Genomic DNA, 21,959 nt, shown 5'->3' with positions numbered 1-21,959 from the left:
CCGATGGCCGAGGGGACGGGGCAGGAGCCCGAGGTCGACCTCTTCGTACCGCGAACCCCGGTGGACGACCGCTGGTTCGACGACGACGCCGGCCCGGTGGTCCGGCTCTTCTCGATGACCAAGGGCCGGACCAGGCCGCCCGAGGAGGGCCTGTTCGACCTGATCTCGCTGATCACCGTGGCCGAGCCCGGTGACGGCGTAGAGCCGGCCCTCCACCCCGAGCACCACGTCATCCTCGACTGGTGCCGGCGCGAGCAGCAGCTCACCGTTGCCGAGCTCGGCTCCTACACCGACCTGCCGGTCAGCGTGGTGCGGGTGCTGCTCGGAGACCTGTACGACGCCGACCTGATCAGCGTCACCCGACCCGTCCCGCTCGCCCAACTGCCGGACGAGCGCCTGCTCCGGGATGTGATCAATGGACTCCGCGCGCTCTGACGCCCGGTGGCCTGGAGGCCCCTCCGTCGCCCTCAAGATCCTCGTCGCCGGGGGCTTCGGCGCGGGCAAGACCACGCTGGTCGGGGCCGTCAGTGAGATCCGTCCGCTGCGCACCGAGGAGCAGCTCAGCGAGGTGAGCCGCCCGCTGGACGACACGGCGGGTGTCGAGGCCAAGCGGACGACCACGGTCGCGATGGACTTCGGCCGGATCGACCTGCGGGCCGGCCTGGCCCTCTACCTCTTCGGCACGCCCGGGCAGGACCGCTTCTGGTTCGTCTGGGACGAGTTGGCGCAGGGCGCGCTGGGGGCGGTGGTGCTCGCCGACACCCGCCGGCTGGCCGACTGCTTCCCGTCGGTGGACTTCTTCGAGCAGCGCGGCGTCCCGTTCGTGGTCGCGGTGAACTGCTTCGAGGGCACCGAGGTGTTCGCACCCGAGGACGTCCGCGCCGCGCTGGACCTCGATCCGGAGGTGCCGGTGGTGCTCTGTGACGCGCGCCGCCGCGAGGACGGCAAGGAGCTGCTGGTCAGGCTGGTCGAGCACGCGGCCGAGCAGCACGCGCTGGCGCGCGCCGCCGCCGGGTGACCTCGGGTCGGGCCGGCAAGGGTCGACTTGCCGGGCCCCGGCGTGGCAGGCGCACCCGAGCACACCGCCGCCACCGCGGCGTGACACCCGGCGAGTACCTGCTGTGACCCGGTCCGCCGGCCGGGAACCAGGTGCCGGCGGACCGGGTCACCCGGGTCGGGCTCGACGCCGACCGGGCCCGTACCGCCTTCGCGGCCGGCGACCTGACGCCTGGGCGGTCTCCGGTGAACCCGTGGCCGACGTGCTCGCCCAGGACTTCGCGACGCAGCGGGTCACGACCTCGCTGGTCGACGTCCGGTCTCACCTGTTGGACGTCTGCCGGCTCCGAAACACCGGCAAATGACCGCCCTGGTCCGCTTGCTGGACCCCGGGGCGGCGCAATGGGCCGTTCATCTGATTCAATGGGGGGCATGAACAACGTCGTGGACAGCAGCCGAGGTCACCTCGACCTCGAGCCGTTCTGGCCGTCCCGGCAGCCGCACCTGTTCGACCAGACGTGTCCGGGCTCGACTCGCGCGTCCCGGCTCTCCGCCCGCTGACCTCGGGTCAGCCACGGCAGCACGCCCGGTCGACGCGCAGACGACTCCCAACCGTCAATCACGCGCGAAAGAGCGGCACCATGTCTTCCTCCACGGCCACCCTCCCCCTGCCCGCCGCGACCCCGCACCTGCGCGCGGTCCGGTCCGTCCCCTCTCCCGCCGACCGCCGGCACGCGGGCGCCCCGCAGACGCACGCCCTGCCGCAGTCGCCGGCCGCGGTGCAACCCGCGTTCCCGCCGCAGGCGCTGCTGACCGGCCTTCCGGAGGGCGCCACCGTCGTGGCGGCGCTCCCGCACTCCGCCCTGCCGCACGGTCTGCTCGCCCAGTACGGAGCCCAGTTCGGCCAGGCGGGTGGCGGCCATCCGATGGTCGGCTACCTGGTCCTCGTCCCGGCCGAGGCCGTGCCGGGCGCCGTCCCGTTCAGCGCGGCGGCCGTCGTCGTGCCGCCTGCCGCCGCCGTGCCGCCCTCCGCCGGAGCGGTCGCGCCGGGTGGCGCCGAAGCCAGGGCGGCCAGGCCCGCCGGGCGCGGCATCAGCGTCGACATCGAACGCCGGAACGCCTACGTGGACGGCAGGTTGCTCGACCTGACGTACCTGGAGTTCGAGCTGCTGGCCCACCTCACCGAGCACCCCCAGCGGGTGCACAGCCGGGACCACCTGGTGTCCGCCGTCTGGGGCTACGGGCACATCGGTGACGGCCGCACGGTGGACGTGCACGTGGCCCGGCTGCGCCGCAAGCTGGGAGCGGCCTACCGGGACAGCATCGTCACCGTCCGCCGGGTCGGGTACAAGTACACGCCCGTCGCATAGCGCACACGTGAGTCAACAGGCTGATGGGCCGGTCGGTCTGACGATCGATCGGCCCATCGCGCGTGGCCACCCGGCGCCGGTCGGCCGGACTCGCCGCCACCTCGGCGCCGCCCATCGACCGGTCGTTCTGACCGGTGGTCAGCTGCTGAGCCGGTCGATCTCCGCCAGCTCCTCCGCCGACAGCGGTGCGCCGTTCAGCGCGTCGATGTTCTGGTCCAGCTGGGCGACTCCGCTGGCGCCGATGATCACCGACACCACCCGGGGGTCACGGAGCACCCAGGACAGCGCCAGCTGGGCCAGGCTCTGCCCGCGGCCCTCGGCGACCTTGTTCAGTGCGCGCAGCTGCTCCAGCTTGGCGCCGGTGAGCGCCTCCTCCCTGAGGAAGTGCCCGACCGACATCCGCGAACCGGCCGGTACGTCGCCGCTCAGGTAGCGGTCGGTCAGCAGTCCCTGGGCGAGCGGGGAGTAGGCGATCAGACTGGTCTGGGTCTCGCCCACCGCGTCCAGCACGCCCTCCTCCACCCCCCGGTCCAGGATCGAGTACCGGGCCTGGTTCATCAGCACCGGCGTACCCAGCTCGCGCAGGATCGCCACCGCCTCGCGGTGCTGCTCCGCAGGGTAGTTGGAGATGCCCGCGTAGAGCGCCTTGCCGGCCCGGACCGCCGAGGCCAGGGCGCCCATGGTCTCCTCCAGCGGGGTCTCCGGGTCGTGGCGGTGCGAGTAGAACACGTCCACGTAGTCCAGGCCCATCCGGTCCAGCGACTGGTCCAGGCTGGCCAGCAGGTACTTGCGGGAGCCGCCGTCGCCGTACGGCCCCGGCCACATGTCGTAGCCGGCCTTGGAGGCGATGAACAGCTCGTCCCGGTACGGGCGGAAGTCCTGCGCGAACAGCGTGCCGAAGTTCTTCTCCGCGCTGCCGTACGGCGGGCCGTAGTTGTTCGCCAGGTCGAAGTGGGTGACGCCGCGGTCGAAGGCGCGGCGCAGCACCGCGCGCTGCACGTCCAGCGGCTGGGTGTCGCCGAAGTTGTGCCAGAGACCGAGCGAGACCGCCGGCAGTTGCACGCCGCTGCGGCCGGCGCGGCGGTAGGTCATCGAGTCGTAGCGGTCATCCGCGGCGAGGTAGGTCATGGGCAGCATCCTGCCAGCCGGGACGGCCGCAGGGCGGGTGCGGCGCACCCGGCGGCGGCGACCTCCCGAGGCACCCGCCGCGCTGCGCGCGGCCCATGTGACGCGCACACACCACATGACGCATGCGCCCCACGCGGCGGCGCACAGGCCGAACATGCCCCACGCGCCCTACGTGACGCACGCCTCACACGGGCAGCCATCCGGCGGGGGTCGGCGGGCCGCCTCAGAGCGGATGATCATGGCGAGGGTCGGATCGCGCAGGTGCCGCGCGGCGGCCTCGGGCCGTGGCCGCCGGGGGGCGGCACACGGCCCGCTGTGCTTCGTACACCTGCCGTGCCCCCGCCGTACGGGGAGACGGCCGACTTGGAAGCCACTTGGAGCGGGCGGCGCGCGGTCGCCTAGGCTGGCGGTCACCATGGTGCGGATTCAGGTTCTCGGAGCTCTCACGGCGGAGGTCGCCGGCTGCCGGGTCGGTCTCGGCGGTCCGCGCCAGCGCGGTGTGCTCGCCCAGCTGCTCGCCGCCCGCGGCGAGGTCGTCCCGGTGGACCGGCTGATCGACGACCTGTGGCGCGGCCGCCCGCCGGCCAAGGCCGGCGCCTCCCTCCAGGCCTACGTCTCCAACCTGCGCCGGCTGCTGGAGCCGGACCGCGGCCCACGCGAGGCCGCCCGGATCCTGGTCAGCGAACCGCCGGGGTACGCGGTGCGGCTGCCCCACGACGCGGTGGACGCCCTGCGGTTCGAGCGGCTGCTCGCCCAGGCCCGCGAGAGCGGCGGCAGCGGCCTGGACGAGGCGCTCGGGCTCTGGCGCGGCGAGGCCTACGCGGAGTTCGCCGACGAACCGTGGGCCGCCACCGAGATCGCCCGGCTGGCGGAGCTGCGGCTCTCGGCCCGGGAGCTGCGGGTCGCGCTCACGCTCGGCTCCGGCCGGGCGGCCGAGGCCGCCGTCGACGCGCTGGTCCTCGCCGAGGAGTACCCGCTACGGGAGGAGGGCTGGCGCCTGCTCGCCCTCGCACTGTGGAACGGCGGCCGGCAGGCGGACGCCCTGGACGCGCTGCGCCGGGCCCGGGCCGTACTCGCCGACGAACTCGGCCTCGACCCGGGCCCGGCCCTGGCCCAGCTCGAAGCCGCCATCCTGCAGCAGCGCACCGATCTGCTCGGGCTGCCCGCCGGCGGCTGGGGCGCCGCGCCGGCGAGGGACGGAGCCGCCGCCCCGGCCACGCCGATCCTGGCTGCTCCGCTCCCGGCTCCTCCGCTCCGGGCCGTTCCGGTCCTGGTGGCACCGGTCCCGGACGGGCCCGGCTCGGCCGGCGCCCGCGCGGTGCGCCGGCCCGGTGCGGGTGCGGTGGGTACGGCGGCGGGGGCGGTGTTCGTCGGACGGGAGGCGGAGTTGCGCGCCCTGCGCCAGGCCGCCGTGGACGTCGACGCGGGCGGGCATGCCGTGGCGATCGTCACGGGCGAGGCGGGCGCGGGCAAGTCCACCCTGCTCGGCCGGTTCTGCGCCGAACTCGCCGACGCCGGCTGGCTGCTCGCCACCGGTCGCTGCCCCGAGACCGAGGGCGCCCCCTCGGCCTGGGCCTGGACCGAGGCCCTGCGCGAACTCGCCCGCCACACACCCCCGCCCGGCCACCTCGCCGCCGCTTTGGCGCCGATCCTCGACGAGGAGCGGCACCGCGGTGCGTCGGCCGCGCCCGGGGTGCCGGCCGTGACCGCGGGCTCCGCCGTCCCGGTCGCGTTCGCCGGGGGCGTGGCTGCGCAGCGCACACCCGATCGGTTCGGAGCCGTCGCGGCAGCTCCGACGCCCTCGCAGCTCCCGCTCACCCAGGCACCGTACGGCACCGACCCGCACCGCAGCACCACCCGTGCCGCCACCGCCACCGCCACCAGTGCCCTCCGCGGCTTCACCAGCCCCGTCCACGCCGGCCGGCCCGCCGAGCGACGCGCCGACGCGCTGGCCGGACGGTTCCGGCTGCACCGTGCCGTCGCCGACTGGCTGCGCGCGGCCGCCGCGGCCCGGCCCGTCGCCATCGTCCTGGACGACCTGCACGCCGCCGACCAGGAGACCCGGGACCTGCTCGCCGACCTCGCGGGCGGCCAGGCCGCGCCGGGCCTGCTGCTGGTCCTCGCGCACCGCCCCGGTGAGGGCGATCTCACCGACGTCCTCGCCCGGCTGGCACGCCGCTCCCCGTACCGGGTGCCGCTGCCCGGTCTCGGCGAGGCGGACGCCGGCCGCCTGATCGAGGCGGTCTGCGCCGCCGCCGTCGACCGGCACACCGTACGGGCCCTGGCCGACCGCACCGGCGGCAACCCGTTCTACCTGGTGGAGAGTGCCCAACTGCTGGCCGGTGAAGGCGCGTTGGTCGCGATCCAGGACGTACCCCAGGGTGTCAGGGACGTCCTGCGCCGGCGCTTCGACCGGCTGCCGCGCCGGGCCGTCGAGGCGCTGCGACTGGCCGCCGTGGTCGGCCGTGAGGCCGACGCCGAAGTGCTGCTCCAGGCCTCGGACGCCGACGAGGACGAGCTGCTCGACGCACTGGAGGCGGCCGTCGACGGCGGCCTGCTCACCGAACCGCGCCCCGGCGCCGTCCGGTTCACCCACGCCCTGGTACGCGACACCCTGTACGCCGACCTCAGCGGGCTGCGCCGGGCCCGCCTGCACGGGCGCGTCGGTGACGCCCTGCGCGTACTGCGCCCCGACCACATCGAGGCGCTCGCCCACCACTACACCCAGGCGGCCAGCGGGGCGAGCGCCGCACTCGCCGTCGACTACTGCGTCCGCGCCGCCGAGGCCGCCGAGCGCCGCTACGCCCACGACGCCTCGGCCGCCCTGCTCCGGCAGGCGCTGGCCGCCCTCGACCGCCTGCCGGCCGACGGCGGCGACCGCGAGGCCCGCCGGATCGCCCTGCTGGGCGGGCTGCTGCGCGCCCAGGTGCGGATGGGCGCGGTGGCTGCCGCGATGGAGACCAAGGCGCAGGCGATCCGGCTCGCCCGGGAGACGGACCGCCGGGACCTGCTCGTCGAGGCCTGGACCGCATGGACCGAACCCACCCCGTGGGTCACCCACCCGTACGGCAGCTTCGACCAGGCCGCCGTCGACTCGCTCTCCGCGCTGCTGGCCCGCACCGCACTGCCGACCGCCACCCGTTGCCGTCTGCTCGACGCCCTCAGCTACGAACTCGACTGCTCCGGCACCCCCGAGGGCTGGGGCATCGGCGACGAGGCGGTCGCTCTCGCCCGGGCCGAGGGCGACCCCCGGCTGCTCGCGATGGCCCTCGCCGCGCAGGCCCGGGTGCACGACTACGAGCTGGGGTCCCAGCTGCGCCGCGCCATCGCCACCGAACTCGCCGCACTGGCCACCGAACACGACCTGCCCGCCTACCGCTGGCACGCCGAGCACCTCGAATGCACGGTGGCCGCCGCGGCCGGCGACCTGCCCGCGCTGCGCGCCCACATGCGCACCGCCGAGGAGATCGCGGTGCGGTACGGGATGGCCGAGCTGCTCGACGTCGGCACCTGCCAGCGCGGCATGCTGGCCTTCGCCGCCGGCCGGATCGAGGAGGCGCGCGGGTTCTACGCCCAGGCCGTGGCCGGGCTGCGCGCCCGGGGATCGTTGCACGCAGAGGGCCTCGCGGCGCTGGTCAGGATCGTCATCTCGATCGAACAGGACACCCTCCCCGACGAACTGACGCTGATTCAGCAGATGCGGGAGCTGTACGGCCCGCTGGTCGCCGACGCGCACGCGCTCGCGCTGCTCCGGCTCGGCCGGATCGCCGAGGCCAGGGCGGCGCGCGCCGAGTCCCACGTCATCCCGCCGGACTACTACCGCTCGCTGTTCCTCGCGATCCGCAGCATGGTGGTGATCGCACTGGGCGAACGCGGGGAGGCGGCCGCCCTGTACGAGGAGATGCTCCCGCTACGCGAGCTGGTCGCGGGCGGTGCCAGTACCTCGATCGCGATGCGTCCGGTCGCGCAGTACCTCGGCGAACTCGCCGTCCTGCTCGGCCGCCGCGAGGAGGCCAGGGAGCAGTTCCGGTACGCGGCCGCCGTCGCGGGCCGGTGGGAGGCCCGCCGCTGGCGCGAGGACGCGGAGCGGGCGCTGGCCGCACTCGGCTGAGCCCCGCTGCGCGGGGGAGTGTGCGCGCTCCTGGACCGGTGCCCGAGCTTGCCGGGCGGCTGAAGCCGGCGCACCGCTGAACCAGCGGAGCGCCCGAGCGTCGGGGGTGCGGGCGGGCTTGGAGCTCGGCCCCAAGCCGTCTCCAAGCCACCGCCGTCAGGCTGGGTGCGACCCTCCGTCCGGCAGGTCGCGGCGAGCCGTGCATGTCCTGCATGTCCGGCACGCCCGGCGCGCACTCCGAACCACGCAGGCCCGGAAGGCCGTGCGCGCCCGGCCTTCCGGGCGTGCCGGACGACAAGCCCGACGACCACCCGACGCCTGTCCCGACCTCGCCGAAAGGCCCCGTCATGCCCTCCCTCCTCGGTCGCCTCGGCGCCGCCTCGGCGGCCCGGCCCTGGCGCACCCTGCTCGCCTGGCTGCTCCTGCTGGTGGCGGCCTTCACCCTCGCCCTCACGGTCGGTGGCACGCCGCGCGACGAGTTCAAGGTGCCCGGCACCCGCTCCCAGGCCGGTGCCGACCTGCTCGCCGAGCGCTTCCCCGAGATGTCCGGCGCCACCGCCCGGGTCGTCGTCCACGACCGAAGCGGCGCCGCGGTGCCCGCCGCCGTCCTGGACGACCTGCGGGCCCGGCTCGCCACCTTGCGCGGGACCCCGGCCGTGGCACCGCCGGTCCTCTCCGGTGCCGGCGACACCGCGCTGATCGGCCTCAGCTACCGCATCCCGGTCACCGACTTCAAGGGCTCCGAGGGTGTCGACGCGCTGCGCGAGGCCGCGAAGCCCGTCGAACAGACCGGCCTCCAGGTCGAGTTCGGCGGTCAGCTGCCGGAGAACTTCAGTGCCCCCTCCGGCTCCGCCGAGGTCATCGGCATCGTCGCCGCGCTGGTCATCCTGGTGGTCGCCCTCGGCACCTTCGTCTCGGCCGGTCTCCCGCTGGTGATCGCCCTGGCCGGCCTGGGCCTGGGCAGTGCGATCATCACCCTGCTGGCGGCCGTGACCAGCATAAGCGCGACCGCGCCCACCGTCGCGAGCATGGTCGGCCTCGGCGTCGGGATCGACTACGCGCTGCTGCTGGTCAGCCGGCACGTCGAGGGCCTGCGCCGCGGGCTGACCAAGGAGCAGGCCGCCGCCGAGGCCACCGCCACCGCCGGATCCTCCGTGGTGGTGGCCGGGCTCACGGTGCTGGTCTCGCTGTTCGGCCTCAAGCTGGCCGGGCTCGCCACCTACGCGTCCTTCGGGTACGCGACCTTCGCGGTGGTCGGCGCCGTGATGCTGGCATCGCTCACCCTGGTGCCCGCCCTCTGCTCGCTGGCCGGCCACCGGCTGCTGCGCCGTGCCGAGCGTCAGGCCCTCGCCGGGTCCGGCGCCGCCGATGCCACGGCCGCTGTCCGCGCCGCCGATGCCACCGTCGACGTCGACGCGTCCGCAGCAGCCGAAGCAGAAGCCGAAGCCGCGACGTCAGCAGCCGTCGTCGCTGCCGCCGTACCCGCTTCGCCCGCCCCCACCCGTACCGAGCGCTGGGCCCGGCTGATCGGCCGCCGCCCGGTGGCGGCCGCGCTGGTCTCGCTGACCGTCCTGCTGGCGCTCGCCGCGCCGATGCTCGGCATGCGCACCTGGCCGCAGGACGCGGGCAGCCAGTCGGCTTCCAACACCACGCGCAAGGCGTACGACCTGATCTCCACGGCCTATGGCCCCGGCGCCAACGGCCCCCTGCTGGTCGCCGTCGACCTGCGCCGGGTGCCCGCCGCCGACCTGCCCGCGCTCACCACCATGATGCTGGCCGACCCGGGCGTCGCCGCGGTCGCCCCTGCGCAGTTCAACCAGTCCTCGGACGCCGCCGTGATCTCCGTCCAGCCGAAGACCGGGCCGCAGGACGAGCGCACCCCGCAGCTGCTGGAGCGGATGCGCTCGCAGGTCCTCCCGGCCGGGGCCGGGGTCACCGGTGTGGTGGCCGTCTTCTCCGACATATCGGACCGGCTGGCCGCCCGCCTCTGGGTGGTCGTCCCGTTCGTGGTCGGGCTGTCGCTGATCCTGCTGACGCTGCTGTTCCGCGCTCCCGTGATCGCGCTCAAGGCCGCCGTGATGAACCTGCTGTCGGTGGCCGCCGCGTACGGGGTGATGACGGCGGTCTTCCAGTCCGACGCGGGTGCCGAGCTGCTCGGGCTGCCGCACTCGGTGCCGGTCTCCTCCTGGGTGCCGATCCTGATGTTCACCGTGCTCTTCGGCCTCTCGATGGACTACGAGGTGTTCCTGCTCTCCCGGGTCCGCGAGGACTGGCTGGTCACGGGCGACGCGCGCGGCAGCGTGGTGCGCGGGCTCTCCGCAACCGGACGGGTGATCAGCAGCGCGGCCGCGATCATGGTGGCGGTGTTCATCGGCTTCGCGATCGACCCGGACATCACCGTCAAGATGATGGGCGTGGGGATGGCCGCGGCCGTCCTGGTGGACGCGACGATCGTCCGCCTGGTGCTCGTCCCCGCGACGATGACACTTCTCGGACGGGCCAACTGGTGGCTGCCGGGCTGGCTGGACCGCCTGCTGCCCGAGCTGAAGGTCGAGCACGGTCACGAGCCGGCCCCCGAGGTTCCCGCCGTGCCGGAGCGGGTCGCCGTCTGACCTCGCACCGACCGTAGGGGCCCGCCGAAGCTGCTCGGCGGGCCCCTCGCGCATCGCGGAGGGCACCGCCGCTCTGGACTCTGTACCTACTGATATGTACAGTGGTGCGCATGGCAACCCAGGACCGTCTGATCGAGAGCACCCAGGAGCTCCTCTGGGAGCGTGGCTACGTCGGCACCAGCCCCAAAGCGATCCAGCGGCACGCCGGTGTCGGCCAGGGCAGCATGTACCACCACTTCACCGGCAAGCCCGACCTGGCCGCGGCCGCCCTTCGCCGCAGCGCCGAGGAGCTGCGCGCCCTCGCCGAGGAGCGGCTGTCCGGCCCCGGCACCGCGTACCAGCGGATCGCCGGCTACCTGCTGCGCGAGCGCGACGTGCTGCGCGGCTGCCGGATCGGCCGGATGGCACAGGACCCGGACGTCATCGCCGACGCGCAGCTGCGCGCCCCCGTGGAGGAGACGCTCGCCTGGCTGCGCGGCCGGATCGCCGAGGTGATCGCCGAAGGCCAGGCCGCCGGCGAGCTCGCCCCGGACCCGGACCCGGCCGACACCGCCGCGGCGCTGATCGCCGTCGTCCAGGGTGGCTATGTGCTCGCCCGCGCGGCCGGCACCGCCGAGCCCTTCCACCAGGCCGTACGCGGCGCCCTCGGCCTGCTGTCGGCCCACGTGCTGCGCTGACGGGAGGGAAGACGACCGTGCATGCGATGCAGTACCGGATCACCCTCCCCGCGAACTACGACATGGGCATCATCCGCGCGCGTGTCGCCGACCGCGGCCACCTGCTCGACGCGTACCCCGGCCTCGGTCTGAAGGCCTATCTGGTCCGGGAGCGCGGGGTGGCGGGCTCGCCCGTCAACGAGTACGCGCCGTTCTACCTCTGGCGCAGCGCCGAGGGCATGAACAGTTTCCTCTGGGGGCCGGGCTTCCAGGGGATCGTCACCGACTTCGGCCGTCCGGCCGTCCGGCACTGGCTGGGCGCCGCCTTCCGGCCCGGCCCGGCGCAGGACACCGCGCCGACCAGCGCCACCCGGCACACCGAGCGCCTGCCCGAGGGTGTCGACCCGGCCGAGGCCGTCGAGCGTGCGATCGCGGCCCTGCCCTCCGGCGGGGAGCTGCACTCTGCGGCGCTCGCCGTCGACCCGAGCCGCTGGGAGCTGCTGCGGCTCGCGCTCTGGCACGGCCCGGCGCCCGACGGCGCGGACGGCGACCGCTACCAGGTGCTGCACCTGTCCCGCCCCGAACTGCCCGGCCTGCCGCCCGGCCGGCACTGGTGAAAGGAACCCCGCCCACGATGGCACCCACCGATCTCCCCGACCCCGACTCACCCGCCACCCAGCCCCCCGTCACCCAGCCCCCCGTCGTCGAGCTGACCCCGGCCACACTCGACCGCGCCGCCGGCCACCGCCTGCTCCACGAACTGGCCGGCCCGCGGGCCCGGGACACCCTGCGCGGCCTGGACGACCTGGCCCCCGGCTTCCCCGACTGGATCGTCACCAGCCTGTTCGGCGGCACCTACCAGCGCCCCGGTCTCGAACCGCGCGAGCGCCAGTTGCTCACCCTCGCCGCCCTCACCGCACTCGGAGGCGTCGAACCCCAGCTCGCCGACCACGTGCGTATCGCCCTGCGAATCGGCCTGACCCGGGAGCAGATCGCCGAGGTGATGGTCCATCTCGCCCCTTACATCGGCCTCCCCAAGGCGCTGGCGGGCCTGCGGACCGCCGCCGCCACCTTCGAGGAGTCCGCGGCGGTGGCGCGGTGACGGCCGCTCGGACCGCCCCGGCTGCCCGGACGGTCCGGACCGTCCTCGGCGACATCGACCCCGCCGACCTCGGAGTCTGCAACTCCCACGACCACCTCTTCCTGGGCAGCCCGCTGCTGCCGGGCCAGGAGCTGGACGACCCGGCGGCCGCCACCGCCGAACTGCACGCCTTCGCCCGCCTCGGCGGGCGCGCGGTGGTGCAGTGGACGCCGCACGGCCTGGGGCGCGGCGGCCCGGAACTCGCCGCGATCTCCCGCGTCACCGGTGTCCACCTGGTCGCGGCCACCGGACTGCACCGCGCCGCGCACTACGGTTCCGACGCCCTGCCGGACGCCCTCACGCAGCTGTTCGTCGCGGAACTGACGACGGGTCTGCGCGGCACCGACGCCACGGCCGGGGTCCGGGCCGGGCTGATCAAGGTGGCCGGCGACTACCACGGACTGGAGCCGCGCACCCGCCGGGTGATGACCGCCGCCGCCGAGGCGTACCACGAGACCGGCGCGCCGATCGCCGTCCACCACGAACTGGGCACCGCCGCGCTCGACGTGCTGGACCTGCTCTGCGGCGGCCTGGACGTACCGCCGGACCGGGTGATCCTCGGCCACCTCAACCGCTTCCCCGACACCCGCCTGCTGCGCGCCGCCGCCGCGTCCGGCGCCTTCCTCGCCCTGGACGGCCCGTCCCTGGCCAACCACGCCACCGACCACCGCCTCTTCGACGCCATCGGTACCCTCGCCGAGGCCGGCCACGGTGCCCGGTTGCTGCTCGGCGGCGACACCACCACCCGCGCCGCCCGCGGCACCCCGGGCATGCCCTTCCTGCTGACCGGCCTCGCCACCCGCATCACCCGCGAGTTCGGCGCGGACCTGACTCACCAGCTGCTCACCAGCAACCCGTCCCGGGCCTTCGCCGCCGCCTGGCCCTGACCCGCCGCGTTGCCGGCACCAGAAGCCGGCGGGTCCGACTTCCTGCTCCGCTCGGGTGACGTCCCGTCGCCCGTGGGCGAGGGGGCGTCAGAGTGGCGTCGGGGTTACGGCGGGGCTGCCGCCGGGCAACGCCGAAGTGCCGCCGTGCCGACGGTGACGGAGTGGGACAGGACGGTGCCCCGTGCCGCCGCACGCTGCGCGCGCCCGAGGCGGAGGGTCTGCGGAAACGCGCCCACCCCACCCGCTAGGGTTGCTCATCGTGTCCCGGCCAGGTGCCGGCCGGCCCGTGGAACCGGGCTGCCGTGCGGGGTGTCGTAGCGGTGGGGGCGGGACTTTCGAGGCGTGGGAGCAAGGTAGGACATGGGCCTGACGAGCCACAAGGTGTTGGCGCTGACCGTTCTGGTCGCCGTCCTGGTGATGGCTGCCACGGTGTGGGTGTGGCCGAAGCTGGCGCGGCCGACCTGGCCGGCGGTGCTCGGCCGGATCGGCACGATCCTGGCCACCCAGCTGGCGGTGCTCGCCGCACTGGGGCTGGTGGCGAACAACTACTTCGCCTTCTACAGCAGTTGGGACGACCTGCTGGGCACGGGGGACAACGGCCCGGTCAGCATCCAGAACAAGGCCGACGCCGCGGCGGCGGGCAGCCCGGTCCGGGTCCAGGCACTCGGCCGGGTGGACGTCCAGGGCGGCGGGGCGATCGGCCGTGACCCGAGGCAGGCCGGGGAGATCCACCAGATCCGGATCGCGGGCGCGTCCACCGGGCTCGCCACCGACGGGTACGTCTACCTGCCGCCGCAGTACTTCCAGCCGGAGTTCGCGCAGAAGCGGTTCCCCACGGTCATCGTCACCACCGGCTTCCCCGGCGACGCCAGGAACCTGGTGACCAGGCTCAACTACCCCGGCGCCGCACTCAGGCTGCTCCAGGCCGGCCGGATGCAGCCGACCGTCATGGTGCTGATGCGCCCCTCGCCGGCGATGCCCACGGACACCGAGTGCGAGGACATCCCGGGCGGCCCGCAGTCCGAGACGTACTTCACCAAGGACGTCCCGCAGGCCATCGAGGCCTCCTACCGGGTCTCGGGAGATCCGCGCGCCTGGGGTCTGATGGGCAACTCCACCGGCGGCTACTGCGCCCTCAAGCTCGCCATGCGGCACCCCGAGGTCTTCCCGACCGCCGTCTCGCTCTCCGGCTACTACCGCGCCGCCGAGGACGCGACCACCGGCGACCTCTTCAAGGGCAGCCAGCGGCGGCGCGACGAGGCCGACCTGATCTGGCGCCTGAAGAACGAGCCGCAGCCCGAGGTCTCCGTACTGCTGGCGGGCACCCGCGAGGGCGACGGCGAGTACCGCCGCGAGACCGAGCAGTTCGTCGCCGCCGCGCACGCCCCGATGAAGGTCTCGTACAGCATGCTGGAGACCGGCGGCCACAACTTCCAGACCTGGGGCAGGCTGCTGCCGTCCTCCCTGGAATGGCTCTCCGAGCACCTCCAGGTCCCGGCCGCGGTCTAGGTCGCCCGCCGGGGCCGGAGGCCTCGGGCCGGCGGTGGGCAGGGGGTCAGTCGACCGGGCGGAGGCTGCCGGTGTGGAGCTCGCCGACCCGGCCGCCCTCACCCTCGTACGTCCAGAAGGCCCGGACGGTCAGCCGGCCGAGGTCCATCACATGGCTGACGGTGATGCCGCTCTGCTCCGTCCAGCTGACGAAGTACAGGTCGGGGCCGACCTGTGCGACGTGCAGGGCCACGTCCTCCCACTGGCCGGCCGACTCGCCCAGCCCCTCCCAGCGCAGCCGCTTGCCGTCGGCCGAGTAGGCGTTGCGGAAGGCCGCGCCGTTGTCGACCTCGAAGAGGTAGGTACGGCCGGCGAAGGCGGGCAGGGGCGCGGTCATGGCTGGTCGGGTCCTCGTCGTCTCGAAGTCGCTCGGGCCGCGGCCGGTCCGTCGGCCACGCCCACCCAACCTATCCGACGACGCCTCGCGAGCGGGCTCACTCCCGGGGGCGGGCCTCCCGCGCCCCGCGGCGCCGCCCCGCCCCCCGGCGGCGTCCCGCACGGCACCGCGTGCGGGACGCCTCCAAGCTCGGGGCGAGGCCCCGGCCGGTCAGCAGCCGAAGTCGACCTTTCTGAAGCTCGCGTAGTGGTCGGCGGTGTAGTAGTCCTCGTGGTACGCCTTGCCGGTGACGATCCGTCGGGCGCCGCGGGTGGTCGAGCCCGGCGTCCTGACGGTGTACTCGTGGTAGTAGCCGGAGGACTTCGAGGGCAGCACGCCCTCCCGGTTCTGGAAGACGATGCCGTCCTGGGAGTACGGGAACGGCCCGCCCTTGGCGATCAGGTTGAGCGTGTCCCTGGCCTGGCTGGGCAGGGCGGTCCGGCAGACGCTTCCGCTGACGGCGGCGTGGGCGTCCGGGGTGAGTACGGCGATGGGGGCCAGGGTGAGCAGGCCGACGGACACGACGGAGGCGGCGCGGGTCTTCCACGCGCGTAGAGGGGTTCGCATGGCAGCAGTCTGGAGTCGCGGCCGCGTCCGGCGGAAGGCATTCCCGGGCCCTCGGGCGACTCTTCATGTACGCGTAACTACCCAGGCGCCAGGGCGACTTCAATCGTCTGCCGGAGTGCCGGGCCGCCGGCCCGGGGCGCGGCCTGGCCGCTCGGAAAACCCGGTGCGTACCCGTACCGGCCCGGCTAGCGTGGCGCACAGTTCCAGTGGAGTTCCGGGAGGTTGTGCGTGAGCCAGGGCCAGACACTCGTTTTCGATGCCGACGACACCCTGTGGGAGAACAACGTCGTCTTCGAGCGGGTCATCGACGACTTCCTCGGCTGGCTGGCGCACCCCACGCTCGACCGGACGGAGCTGCGGGCCGTCCTCGACGAGGTGCAGCGGGCCAACGCGCTCACCCACGGCTACGGCAGCGCCATGCTGCTGCGCAGCCTCGGCGACTGCGCCGAGCGGCTGCGCGGCCGGCCGGCCACCCGCGCCGAGCAGGACGAGGTCGAGGCACTGGCCGCGGTCCTCATCGACCACCGGGTGGAGCTGATCGACGGCGTCGCCGAGACCCTCGCCGAGCTCGGGGGCCGGTACGCGTTGCTGCTGCTCACCAAGGGTGACCTGACGGAGCAGCAGCGCAAGATCGACACCTCCGGGCTCGCCGGGCACTTCCGAGCCGTCGACATCGTGGCGGAGAAGGACGGCGAGACCTACCGCCGGTTCATCGAGAGGCACGGGCTGACGGCGGGCGACAGCTGGATGATCGGCAACTCGCCGAAGTCCGACATCCTCCCGGCCCGCGCGGCGGGCATGAACGCCGTCTTCATTCCCAACGCCCACACCTGGGTGCTGGAGCACAGCGAGCTCGACCCGGCGGACGAGGGCGTGCTGCGCCTGAACGGCTTCCGCGAGCTGCTGAAGCACTTCTGAGAGGCATCACCGTCATGAGCCAGTCACCCGTCGGCCAGTCACCCACGGTTCAGCCAGCCACGGTTCAGCCACCCACCCTTCGGTCACCCACCGTCTCCTGCGTCTTCGTCTGCCACGACGGCCGCGGCCGTGTCCTGCTCGCCCGGCGCGGGGCGGGCGCCCGCGACGAGCCGGGCAGCTGGGACACCGGGGCGGGGGCGCTGGAGTTCGGCGAGTCCTTCGAGGCGGCCGTCACCCGCGAGGTCCGGGAGGAGTACTCGGCGCGTGCCCTCGCCGTCGAGACGATCGGGGTGCGCAACATCCTGCGCGTCGATCCCCGCTCGCACTGGGTCGCGGTGGTGTCGGCCGTCGAGGTCGACCCGGCGGAGGTGGCCATCGGGGAGCCGCACAAGTTCGACGAGCTCGGCTGGTTCGCGCTCGACGGCCTGCCGGAGCCGCAGCACTCGCAGCTGGCCGCGACGCTCGACCTGTACCGGGCCTGGGCGGCCGGCCGGCCCGGCGGCGCCTGGGGCTGACCCGGCGCCGGAGCCGCAGCGTCCGGCCGCCCGGGCGGGCCGGACGCGGCCGGTAGGGTCGCGGCGTCCGGTGGGGCTGCCGCGCCGGGTGGGGCCGAGGCGCCACGCCGGCGCCCACCCCCCGGGTCCCGGGCAAGTCGCTGACCTGCTCCGATGAGTTCAGCAGTGGCATCTCCAGCACCCACTGGACCTCGTTCGAGCTCCAGGTCAGTTCCCCGCGACGACCGGCAGCTCGAACGGCTGCTTGTTGTTGTCCGGGTTCTTGTCGTCCAGGCCTCGCACCGACACCCATCCGCCGGTCAGCGTGCCCACCGGTACGTCCGCGGCGAGGCGGACGTTGATCCGCGCGGTGGCGGTGCGGTACGCCGGCAGCCCGGCGGGGAAGACGCACCGGAGGCGGTGCCCGCCCTGGAAGGCGGCGCAGTTGTCCGGGTAGACCTCGCCCTCCGGCGTGACGCCGGGCGGCAGCGTGATGACCACGTTGAACGGGTTGGCCGTGCGCTGCGGCCCGATGTTCCACACGAGCGCGCGCACCGTGGTGGTCCCGCCGGGCGACGCCGCGTCCGGATCGATCCGCGACACCGCCAGGTCGGACCTGGAGGAGACCGTGGGTGACGTCTCTGGGACCGGCGCTCCCGGTGGAGTGTCGGCGGCTCCGGCGGGGCCCGCCGCCAGCACCACCGCCACCCCGCCGACCGCCATCGACCTCAGTACCAAGCCCCGGGACGTCGAGCTGCGGGACATCGCCCTCACCTGCCTTGCCTCATCGGCCCGTCCCTTGTGCGGGCCGCGCACGCCCAAGACTGACCGACGCACCCCCCACCGGCCAGGAAGCGGGACCGACGCCGCCCGAACGGACGAACGGCGGATCCGAACGGCCGCCGACCAGGGTTTCCGCTCGGAGTACCGCCGGTGACGCCATGTCAGCATGACGCTCCGTCAGCAGGGACTGAGCCGTCAGGGTGCGAGGACCTGGCCCAGCCGGCCGGCGATCTGCCGCATCACCGGCACCAGTGAGGAGCTGCCCGCCTGCTCCTCCAGCGCCCGGATGCGCGCCTCCGGGCCGGAGACCGAGAGCGCCGTCGGGGTCGGTGCGCCGGGCACCGCGACGGCGATGCAGCGTACGCCGATCTCCTGCTCCTGGTCGTCCACCACGTACCCGCGCTCGCGGGCCTCGGCCAGCTGCTCCAGCAGCAGCTGGGGGTCCGTCACGGTGTACGAGGTGTGGGCCGGCAGGGTGTTCGGGCCCAGGATCGCGCGGGCCTCGTCCTCCGGCAGCTGTGCCAGCAGCGCCTTGCCCACGCCGGTGCAGTGCGGCTGCACCCGGCGGCCGACCTCGGTGAACATCCGCATCGAGCGGCGTGACTGCACCTGCCCGACGTACACCACCTCGCCGCCCTCCAGGACGGCCAGGTTCGCGGTCTCGCCGGTGGCCTCCATCAGCTCGGTCAGGTACGGGCGCGCCCAGCTGCCGAGCAGTCGGCCGGCCGTCTCGCCGAGGCGGATCAGCCGGGGGCCGAGGGTGTAGCGGCGCGCGGTGTCCTGGCGGACATATCCCTGCTGGACCAGGGTACGAACCAGTCGGTGGATGGTGGGCATGGGCAGGCCCGAGGAGGTGGAGAGCTCGCTGAGCGTGGCAACGCCGCCGGCGTCGGCCAGCGCCTCCAGCAGCTGGAAGGCGCGCTCGACGGACTGCACTCCGCCGCTCGCGCGGTCGGTGCCTGTCGTCGATGCTGTGTCGGGGGTCGCAACCACCGGCGTTCCCTTCGCTGTCGGGGGAGGAGTAGAGTCCCAGCGATCACCTCAACAAACCGTTGAAATTCTGTATCGCGGAAACTAGTCTCCACCTTACAGAATCGAACCCATCGGTAGGTGGGTTCAGATCGAGGAAGTTCCCATCGGAACCTTCCTTCGCCAGGCTCAACCGTCCAAGGAGTGTCCTGCCCATGGCTACAGATCAGGGACCCGCCGGCGTTTCCCCCGCCGCTCCGGTCGTCACTGTCGCCGGTCCGCGCGTCCCCCGGTCCGAGGAGGTGCTCACCCCCGAGGCGGTCGCCTTCGTGGTCGGGCTCCACCGGGCCTTCGAAGGTCGCCGCCAGGAGCTCCTGACCCGACGAAAGGCCAGGCGCGCCGAGATCGCGAAGGCCGGGACACTCGACTTCCTGCCCGGGACGGCCGAGATCCGGGCCGCCGACTGGAAGGTCGCCGAGGCGCCCCGCGCGCTCCAGGACCGCCGGGTCGAGATCACCGGGCCCACCGACCGCAAGATGGTGATCAACGCCCTCAACTCCGGCGCCAAGGTCTGGCTCGCGGACTTCGAGGACGCCACCGCTCCCACCTGGGAGAACGTGGTCAGCGGCCAGGTGAACCTGATCGACGCCTTCGAGGGGCGGATCGACTTCACCTCCTCGGCCGGAAAGGAGTACAAGCTCAAGGCCGCCGCCCAGCTCGCGACCGTGGTGGTCCGCCCGCGCGGCTGGCACCTCGACGAGAGCCACCTGCTGGTGGACGGCAACCCGGTCGCCGGCGCCTTCGTCGACTTCGGCCTGTACTTCTTCCACAACGCCGCCCGCCTGCTGGCCAGGGGCACCCAGGACCCGAACTCGGGGCCGTACTTCTACCTCCCGAAGACCGAGAGCCACCTGGAGGCACGGCTCTGGAACGACGTGTTCACGCACGCCCAGGCCGCTCTCGGCATCCCGCACGGCACCGTCCGCGCCACCGTGCTGATCGAGACCATCACCGCCGCCTTCGAGATGGACGAGATCCTCTACGAGCTGCGCGAGCACGCCGCCGGTCTCAACGCGGGCCGCTGGGACTACCTGTTCTCGATCGTCAAGAACTTCCGTGACGCCGGTGAGCACTACATCCTGCCCGACCGCAACAGCGTGGGCATGGCCTCGCCGTTCATGGCGGCCTACACCCGGCTGCTGGTGCAGACCTGCCACCGGCGCGGCGCGCACGCCATCGGCGGCATGGCGGCCTTCATCCCCTCCCGCAAGGACCCGGAGGTCAACGCGGCCGCCATGGAGAAGGTCAAGACCGACAAGGACCGGGAGGCCGGGAACGGCTTCGACGGCTCCTGGGTCGCCCACCCCGACCTCGTGCCGGTCGCCCGGGCCTCCTTCGACGCGGTGCTGGGCGATCGCCCCAACCAGAAGGACAACCCCGGCCCCTCGGAGACGGTGACGGCCGACCAGCTGCTCGACATCGCGGGCGCCGGCGGCAGCTGCACCCGGGCCGGGCTGCACAACGCCGTCCAGGTCGGCGTCCGCTACATCGAGGCCTGGCTGCGCGGCCTCGGTGCGGTCGCCATCTTCAACATGATGGAGGACGCGGCCACCGCCGAGATCTCGCGCTCGCAGATCTGGCAGTGGATCCACAACGGGGTCGTGCTCGCCGACACCGGTGAGAAGGCCACCGCCGAGCTGGTCCGCCGGCTCGTGGCCGAGGAGCTCGCCGCGCTGCGCGGCGAACTGGGCGGCGACGTCTACGCCGGTGGGCGCTGGCAGGAGGCCGCCAAGCTCTTCGAGCAGGTCTCGCTCGCCGAGGAGTTCGTGGACTTCCTCACCCTTCCGGCGCTTCCCCTGCTGGGCTGAGCGAGCAGTCCTCCGGCGGGCCGCACCTCCAGCGGGCTGCGTCTCCGGCGGACGGGCTGCGCTCAATCTACCGATCCGCAGCCCCGCTGCCGCCTGCCAGGCTGTAGCACTGGTCGCACCCGATTGCTCCGTTCCGTACGGCTGCCCTCCACCGCTCCGCAGCGGCCGTCCGGAACGGCTCAGCCCCGCGTCCCACCCCCCACGCACACACAGTGGCGGCCCGGCCCAGGGACCCACCCCTCGGCCGGGCCGCCCCCGCTTGTTCAGGAGCCCTCATGGCACGCATCTTCTTCAACGGTCAGGCGATGGTCGGCGGCCCGTTCCACCACCTGGTGGCGGACCTGCTGGTCGGGCCCGTCACCACCGCGCCGGGCTACCGCTTCTTCTCCATCGGGGACGTCTGCCCCGGTCTGCTCCCGGCCCCGGGCGCCGACAGCGCCATCGAGGGCGAGCTGTACGACGTCCCGCTGGAGCTGCTGCGGGACGTGATCCTGCCCGGCGAGCCGCGCGAGCTGGAGCTGGGCGTGATCGAGCTCGCCGACGGCAGCGCCTGCCTGTCGATGCTGCTGGCCCGCGGTGAGCCGGAGCGCGGTGTCCACCGCGAGATCACCGAGTACGGCGGCTGGCGCGCCTACCTGGCGACCCTCGGCCGTACCGCCTGATCCGGCCGTACCGCCTGATCCGGCCGTACCGCCTGATCCGGCTGGACCACCTGACCAGGCCGGCCCGCCTGACCTGCCTCCGGCACGTCGCCGCCGGCCGGGTCGGGCCCCGCCGGCCGGCGCACGCCGGGCACGGCCAGCGTGCCCAGCGAGCTCAGCACGACCAGCGCCGCCGCGCCCAGGAGCGGCGCGGCGCTGCCCCAGGCGTCGGCGGCCAGCGGCGCCAGCGCGTAGCCGAGCGGCATCGCGGCCAGTGAGAGCAGCCAGTCGTAGGAGGTGACCCGGGCCAGCACCCGGGCCGGGACGGCCTGCTGCACCGCCGTCTCCCACACCGGGCCGAGGAAGCCCAGGCCGCCCACCGCCAGCCCGTACGAGGCCACCACGGCCGGCGCCGGCGCGGCCGCGGCGAGCAGCGCGAGCGGCAGCGCGTACAGGGTGAGCCCCAGGTTGGCGGCCAGCACGGGCCGCCGGGGCCGGACCCGGCCGGCGAGCAGTGAGCCGAGCAGCAGCCCGACGGCGCCGGCCTCCGTCATGGCGATCCAGACTCCGTCCCCGCCCAGGCGCTGCGCGGCGATCAGCGGGCCGAGCGTGCTCAGCACGGCGGCCGCGCCGTTCCAGCAGGCGTGGGCGATCAGGCTGGTCCAGTACCAGTCGCGGGCTCGGACCTCGGCCCAGTCCTCCAGCAGTTCGCCGCGCAGTGTCCGCTGAGCCGGTAGTGACGCCGGGCAGCGACGCCGGGCCCGGGGGGCACCCGGCCCGATCCCGGGTACGCCGCAGCCCCGGACCCTCGCCGTGGGTCCGGGGCTGCGGTCCGCTCGCCCGCTGGGGGCTCGCGGAGTCCGGGTCACGCACCGTCCCTGGGCGGCCCGGAGT

The 21,959-nt window shown here is 74.1% G+C and carries 21 protein-coding genes; 15 read left to right on the top strand and 6 right to left on the bottom strand.

The window, feature by feature from the left end:
* Positions 1-3: 3 nt before the first annotated feature.
* From ACIBH3_RS04820 to ACIBH3_RS04805, 4 genes are all read left to right on the top strand, one after another.
* Entirely contained in the window at positions 4-435 is a 432-nt protein-coding gene (locus ACIBH3_RS04820; protein ID WP_396310437.1) for a DUF742 domain-containing protein, read from the top strand.
* Entirely contained in the window at positions 416-1,018 is a 603-nt protein-coding gene (locus ACIBH3_RS04815) for a GTP-binding protein (protein WP_396310436.1), read from the top strand. Before ACIBH3_RS04820 ends, ACIBH3_RS04815 begins: the two co-directional genes overlap by 20 nt.
* A 410-nt stretch (positions 1,019-1,428) precedes the next feature.
* Positions 1,429-1,557 (top strand): hypothetical protein, encoded by a 129-nt coding sequence (locus ACIBH3_RS04810; RefSeq protein WP_396310435.1) that lies wholly within the window; start codon positions 1,429-1,431, stop codon positions 1,555-1,557.
* A gap of 80 nt (positions 1,558-1,637) precedes the next feature.
* On the top strand, positions 1,638-2,366 hold the full coding sequence (locus tag ACIBH3_RS04805) for a winged helix-turn-helix domain-containing protein (RefSeq protein WP_396310434.1): 729 nt from the start codon (positions 1,638-1,640) through the stop codon (positions 2,364-2,366).
* A 138-nt stretch (positions 2,367-2,504) separates the two neighbouring features.
* Here the strand turns inward: ACIBH3_RS04805 and ACIBH3_RS04800 are convergent, their stop codons facing one another.
* Entirely contained in the window at positions 2,505-3,494 is a 990-nt protein-coding gene (locus ACIBH3_RS04800; RefSeq protein WP_396310433.1) for an aldo/keto reductase, read from the bottom strand.
* A gap of 415 nt (positions 3,495-3,909) precedes the next feature.
* Between ACIBH3_RS04800 and ACIBH3_RS04795 the strand changes: the two genes are divergently transcribed.
* From ACIBH3_RS04795 to ACIBH3_RS04765, 7 genes are all read left to right on the top strand, one after another.
* Positions 3,910-7,605, top strand: coding sequence for a BTAD domain-containing putative transcriptional regulator (locus tag ACIBH3_RS04795; protein ID WP_396310432.1), 3,696 nt, complete (start codon positions 3,910-3,912; stop codon positions 7,603-7,605).
* Between the two features lie 347 nt (positions 7,606-7,952).
* On the top strand, positions 7,953-10,217 hold the full coding sequence (locus ACIBH3_RS04790) for an MMPL family transporter (RefSeq protein ID WP_396310431.1): 2,265 nt from the start codon (positions 7,953-7,955) through the stop codon (positions 10,215-10,217).
* 110 nt (positions 10,218-10,327) lie between these two features.
* Positions 10,328-10,894 carry a TetR/AcrR family transcriptional regulator gene (locus tag ACIBH3_RS04785; protein ID WP_396310430.1) on the top strand — a complete coding sequence of 189 codons (567 nt, stop codon included), beginning with the start codon at positions 10,328-10,330 and terminating at the stop codon, positions 10,892-10,894.
* Positions 10,895-10,911: 17 nt separating this feature from the next.
* Positions 10,912-11,490, top strand: a complete 579-nt coding sequence (locus ACIBH3_RS04780; RefSeq protein ID WP_396310429.1) for a DUF4865 family protein — start codon at positions 10,912-10,914, stop codon at positions 11,488-11,490.
* Positions 11,491-11,507: 17 nt separating this feature from the next.
* Positions 11,508-11,975, top strand: a complete 468-nt coding sequence (locus ACIBH3_RS04775) for a carboxymuconolactone decarboxylase family protein (protein ID WP_396310428.1) — start codon at positions 11,508-11,510, stop codon at positions 11,973-11,975.
* Positions 11,972-12,901, top strand: coding sequence for a phosphotriesterase (locus ACIBH3_RS04770; RefSeq protein ID WP_396310427.1), 930 nt, complete (start codon positions 11,972-11,974; stop codon positions 12,899-12,901). The genes ACIBH3_RS04775 and ACIBH3_RS04770 overlap by 4 nt, the downstream gene beginning before the upstream one ends.
* Positions 12,902-13,261: 360 nt before the next feature.
* Positions 13,262-14,410, top strand: a complete 1,149-nt coding sequence (locus ACIBH3_RS04765) for an alpha/beta hydrolase (protein ID WP_396310426.1) — start codon at positions 13,262-13,264, stop codon at positions 14,408-14,410.
* A 46-nt stretch (positions 14,411-14,456) separates the two neighbouring features.
* Here ACIBH3_RS04765 and ACIBH3_RS04760 read toward each other — a convergent pair whose 3' ends face one another.
* Both ACIBH3_RS04760 and ACIBH3_RS04755 read right to left on the bottom strand, forming a co-directional pair.
* Positions 14,457-14,786 carry a MoaF-related domain-containing protein gene (locus ACIBH3_RS04760; protein WP_396310425.1) on the bottom strand — a complete coding sequence of 110 codons (330 nt, stop codon included), beginning with the start codon at positions 14,784-14,786 and terminating at the stop codon, positions 14,457-14,459.
* A 210-nt stretch (positions 14,787-14,996) separates the two neighbouring features.
* Entirely contained in the window at positions 14,997-15,392 is a 396-nt protein-coding gene (locus ACIBH3_RS04755) for a ribonuclease (protein WP_396310424.1), read from the bottom strand.
* A gap of 228 nt (positions 15,393-15,620) precedes the next feature.
* Here ACIBH3_RS04755 and ACIBH3_RS04750 point away from each other — a divergent pair, with 228 nt between their 5' ends.
* Complete coding sequence (locus ACIBH3_RS04750) at positions 15,621-16,310, top strand: HAD family hydrolase (RefSeq protein ID WP_396310423.1); 690 nt, start codon at positions 15,621-15,623, stop codon at positions 16,308-16,310.
* Between the two features lie 14 nt (positions 16,311-16,324).
* Positions 16,325-16,825, top strand: a complete 501-nt coding sequence (locus ACIBH3_RS04745; RefSeq protein WP_396310422.1) for an NUDIX domain-containing protein — start codon at positions 16,325-16,327, stop codon at positions 16,823-16,825.
* Positions 16,826-17,032: 207 nt separating this feature from the next.
* Here ACIBH3_RS04745 and ACIBH3_RS04740 read toward each other — a convergent pair whose 3' ends face one another.
* The gene (locus ACIBH3_RS04740) at positions 17,033-17,569 is read right to left on the bottom strand and encodes a hypothetical protein (RefSeq protein ID WP_396310421.1); all 537 of its coding nucleotides are present in this window, start codon (positions 17,567-17,569) and stop codon (positions 17,033-17,035) included.
* Between the two features lie 213 nt (positions 17,570-17,782).
* Positions 17,783-18,580 carry an IclR family transcriptional regulator gene (locus ACIBH3_RS04735; RefSeq protein WP_396310420.1) on the bottom strand — a complete coding sequence of 266 codons (798 nt, stop codon included), beginning with the start codon at positions 18,578-18,580 and terminating at the stop codon, positions 17,783-17,785.
* A gap of 191 nt (positions 18,581-18,771) precedes the next feature.
* On the opposite strand from ACIBH3_RS04735, the gene aceB reads away from it, so the two are divergent.
* On the top strand, positions 18,772-20,424 hold the full coding sequence (aceB, locus tag ACIBH3_RS04730; protein WP_396310419.1) for a malate synthase A: 1,653 nt from the start codon (positions 18,772-18,774) through the stop codon (positions 20,422-20,424).
* A 275-nt stretch (positions 20,425-20,699) separates the two neighbouring features.
* Entirely contained in the window at positions 20,700-21,086 is a 387-nt protein-coding gene (locus tag ACIBH3_RS04725) for a gamma-glutamylcyclotransferase (RefSeq protein ID WP_396310418.1), read from the top strand.
* Here ACIBH3_RS04725 and ACIBH3_RS04720 read toward each other — a convergent pair.
* A complete protein-coding gene (locus ACIBH3_RS04720; RefSeq protein WP_396310417.1) occupies positions 21,056-21,934 on the bottom strand; it encodes an MFS transporter in 879 nt (292 codons plus the stop codon). The genes ACIBH3_RS04725 and ACIBH3_RS04720 overlap by 31 nt on opposite strands.
* Positions 21,935-21,959: the final 25 nt, after the last annotated feature.

The sequence above is a fragment of the Kitasatospora sp. NPDC050543 genome (assembly GCF_044457565.1).
Classification (GTDB): Bacteria; Actinomycetota; Actinomycetes; order Streptomycetales; family Streptomycetaceae; genus Kitasatospora.
This window is presented reverse-complemented; position numbering and strand designations above follow the sequence as displayed.

Excerpts from the sequence above, each read along its gene's own strand:
- ACIBH3_RS04820 (WP_396310437.1), top strand. The coding sequence starts at position 4 with ATGGCCGAGGGGACGGGGCAGGAGCCCGAGGTCGACCTCTTCGTACCG.
- ACIBH3_RS04815 (WP_396310436.1), top strand. The coding sequence starts at position 416 with ATGGACTCCGCGCGCTCTGACGCCCGGTGGCCTGGAGGCCCCTCCGTC.
- ACIBH3_RS04810 (WP_396310435.1), top strand. The coding sequence starts at position 1,429 with ATGAACAACGTCGTGGACAGCAGCCGAGGTCACCTCGACCTCGAGCCG.
- ACIBH3_RS04805 (WP_396310434.1), top strand. The coding sequence starts at position 1,638 with ATGTCTTCCTCCACGGCCACCCTCCCCCTGCCCGCCGCGACCCCGCAC.
- ACIBH3_RS04800 (WP_396310433.1), bottom strand. The coding sequence starts at position 3,494 with ATGACCTACCTCGCCGCGGATGACCGCTACGACTCGATGACCTACCGC.
- ACIBH3_RS04795 (WP_396310432.1), top strand. The coding sequence starts at position 3,910 with ATGGTGCGGATTCAGGTTCTCGGAGCTCTCACGGCGGAGGTCGCCGGC.
- ACIBH3_RS04790 (WP_396310431.1), top strand. The coding sequence starts at position 7,953 with ATGCCCTCCCTCCTCGGTCGCCTCGGCGCCGCCTCGGCGGCCCGGCCC.
- ACIBH3_RS04785 (WP_396310430.1), top strand. The coding sequence starts at position 10,328 with ATGGCAACCCAGGACCGTCTGATCGAGAGCACCCAGGAGCTCCTCTGG.
- ACIBH3_RS04775 (WP_396310428.1), top strand. The coding sequence starts at position 11,508 with ATGGCACCCACCGATCTCCCCGACCCCGACTCACCCGCCACCCAGCCC.
- ACIBH3_RS04765 (WP_396310426.1), top strand. The coding sequence starts at position 13,262 with ATGGGCCTGACGAGCCACAAGGTGTTGGCGCTGACCGTTCTGGTCGCC.
- ACIBH3_RS04760 (WP_396310425.1), bottom strand. The coding sequence starts at position 14,786 with ATGACCGCGCCCCTGCCCGCCTTCGCCGGCCGTACCTACCTCTTCGAG.
- ACIBH3_RS04755 (WP_396310424.1), bottom strand. The coding sequence starts at position 15,392 with ATGCGAACCCCTCTACGCGCGTGGAAGACCCGCGCCGCCTCCGTCGTG.
- ACIBH3_RS04745 (WP_396310422.1), top strand. The coding sequence starts at position 16,325 with ATGAGCCAGTCACCCGTCGGCCAGTCACCCACGGTTCAGCCAGCCACG.
- ACIBH3_RS04740 (WP_396310421.1), bottom strand. The coding sequence starts at position 17,569 with ATGTCCCGCAGCTCGACGTCCCGGGGCTTGGTACTGAGGTCGATGGCG.
- aceB (WP_396310419.1), top strand. The coding sequence starts at position 18,772 with ATGGCTACAGATCAGGGACCCGCCGGCGTTTCCCCCGCCGCTCCGGTC.
- ACIBH3_RS04725 (WP_396310418.1), top strand. The coding sequence starts at position 20,700 with ATGGCACGCATCTTCTTCAACGGTCAGGCGATGGTCGGCGGCCCGTTC.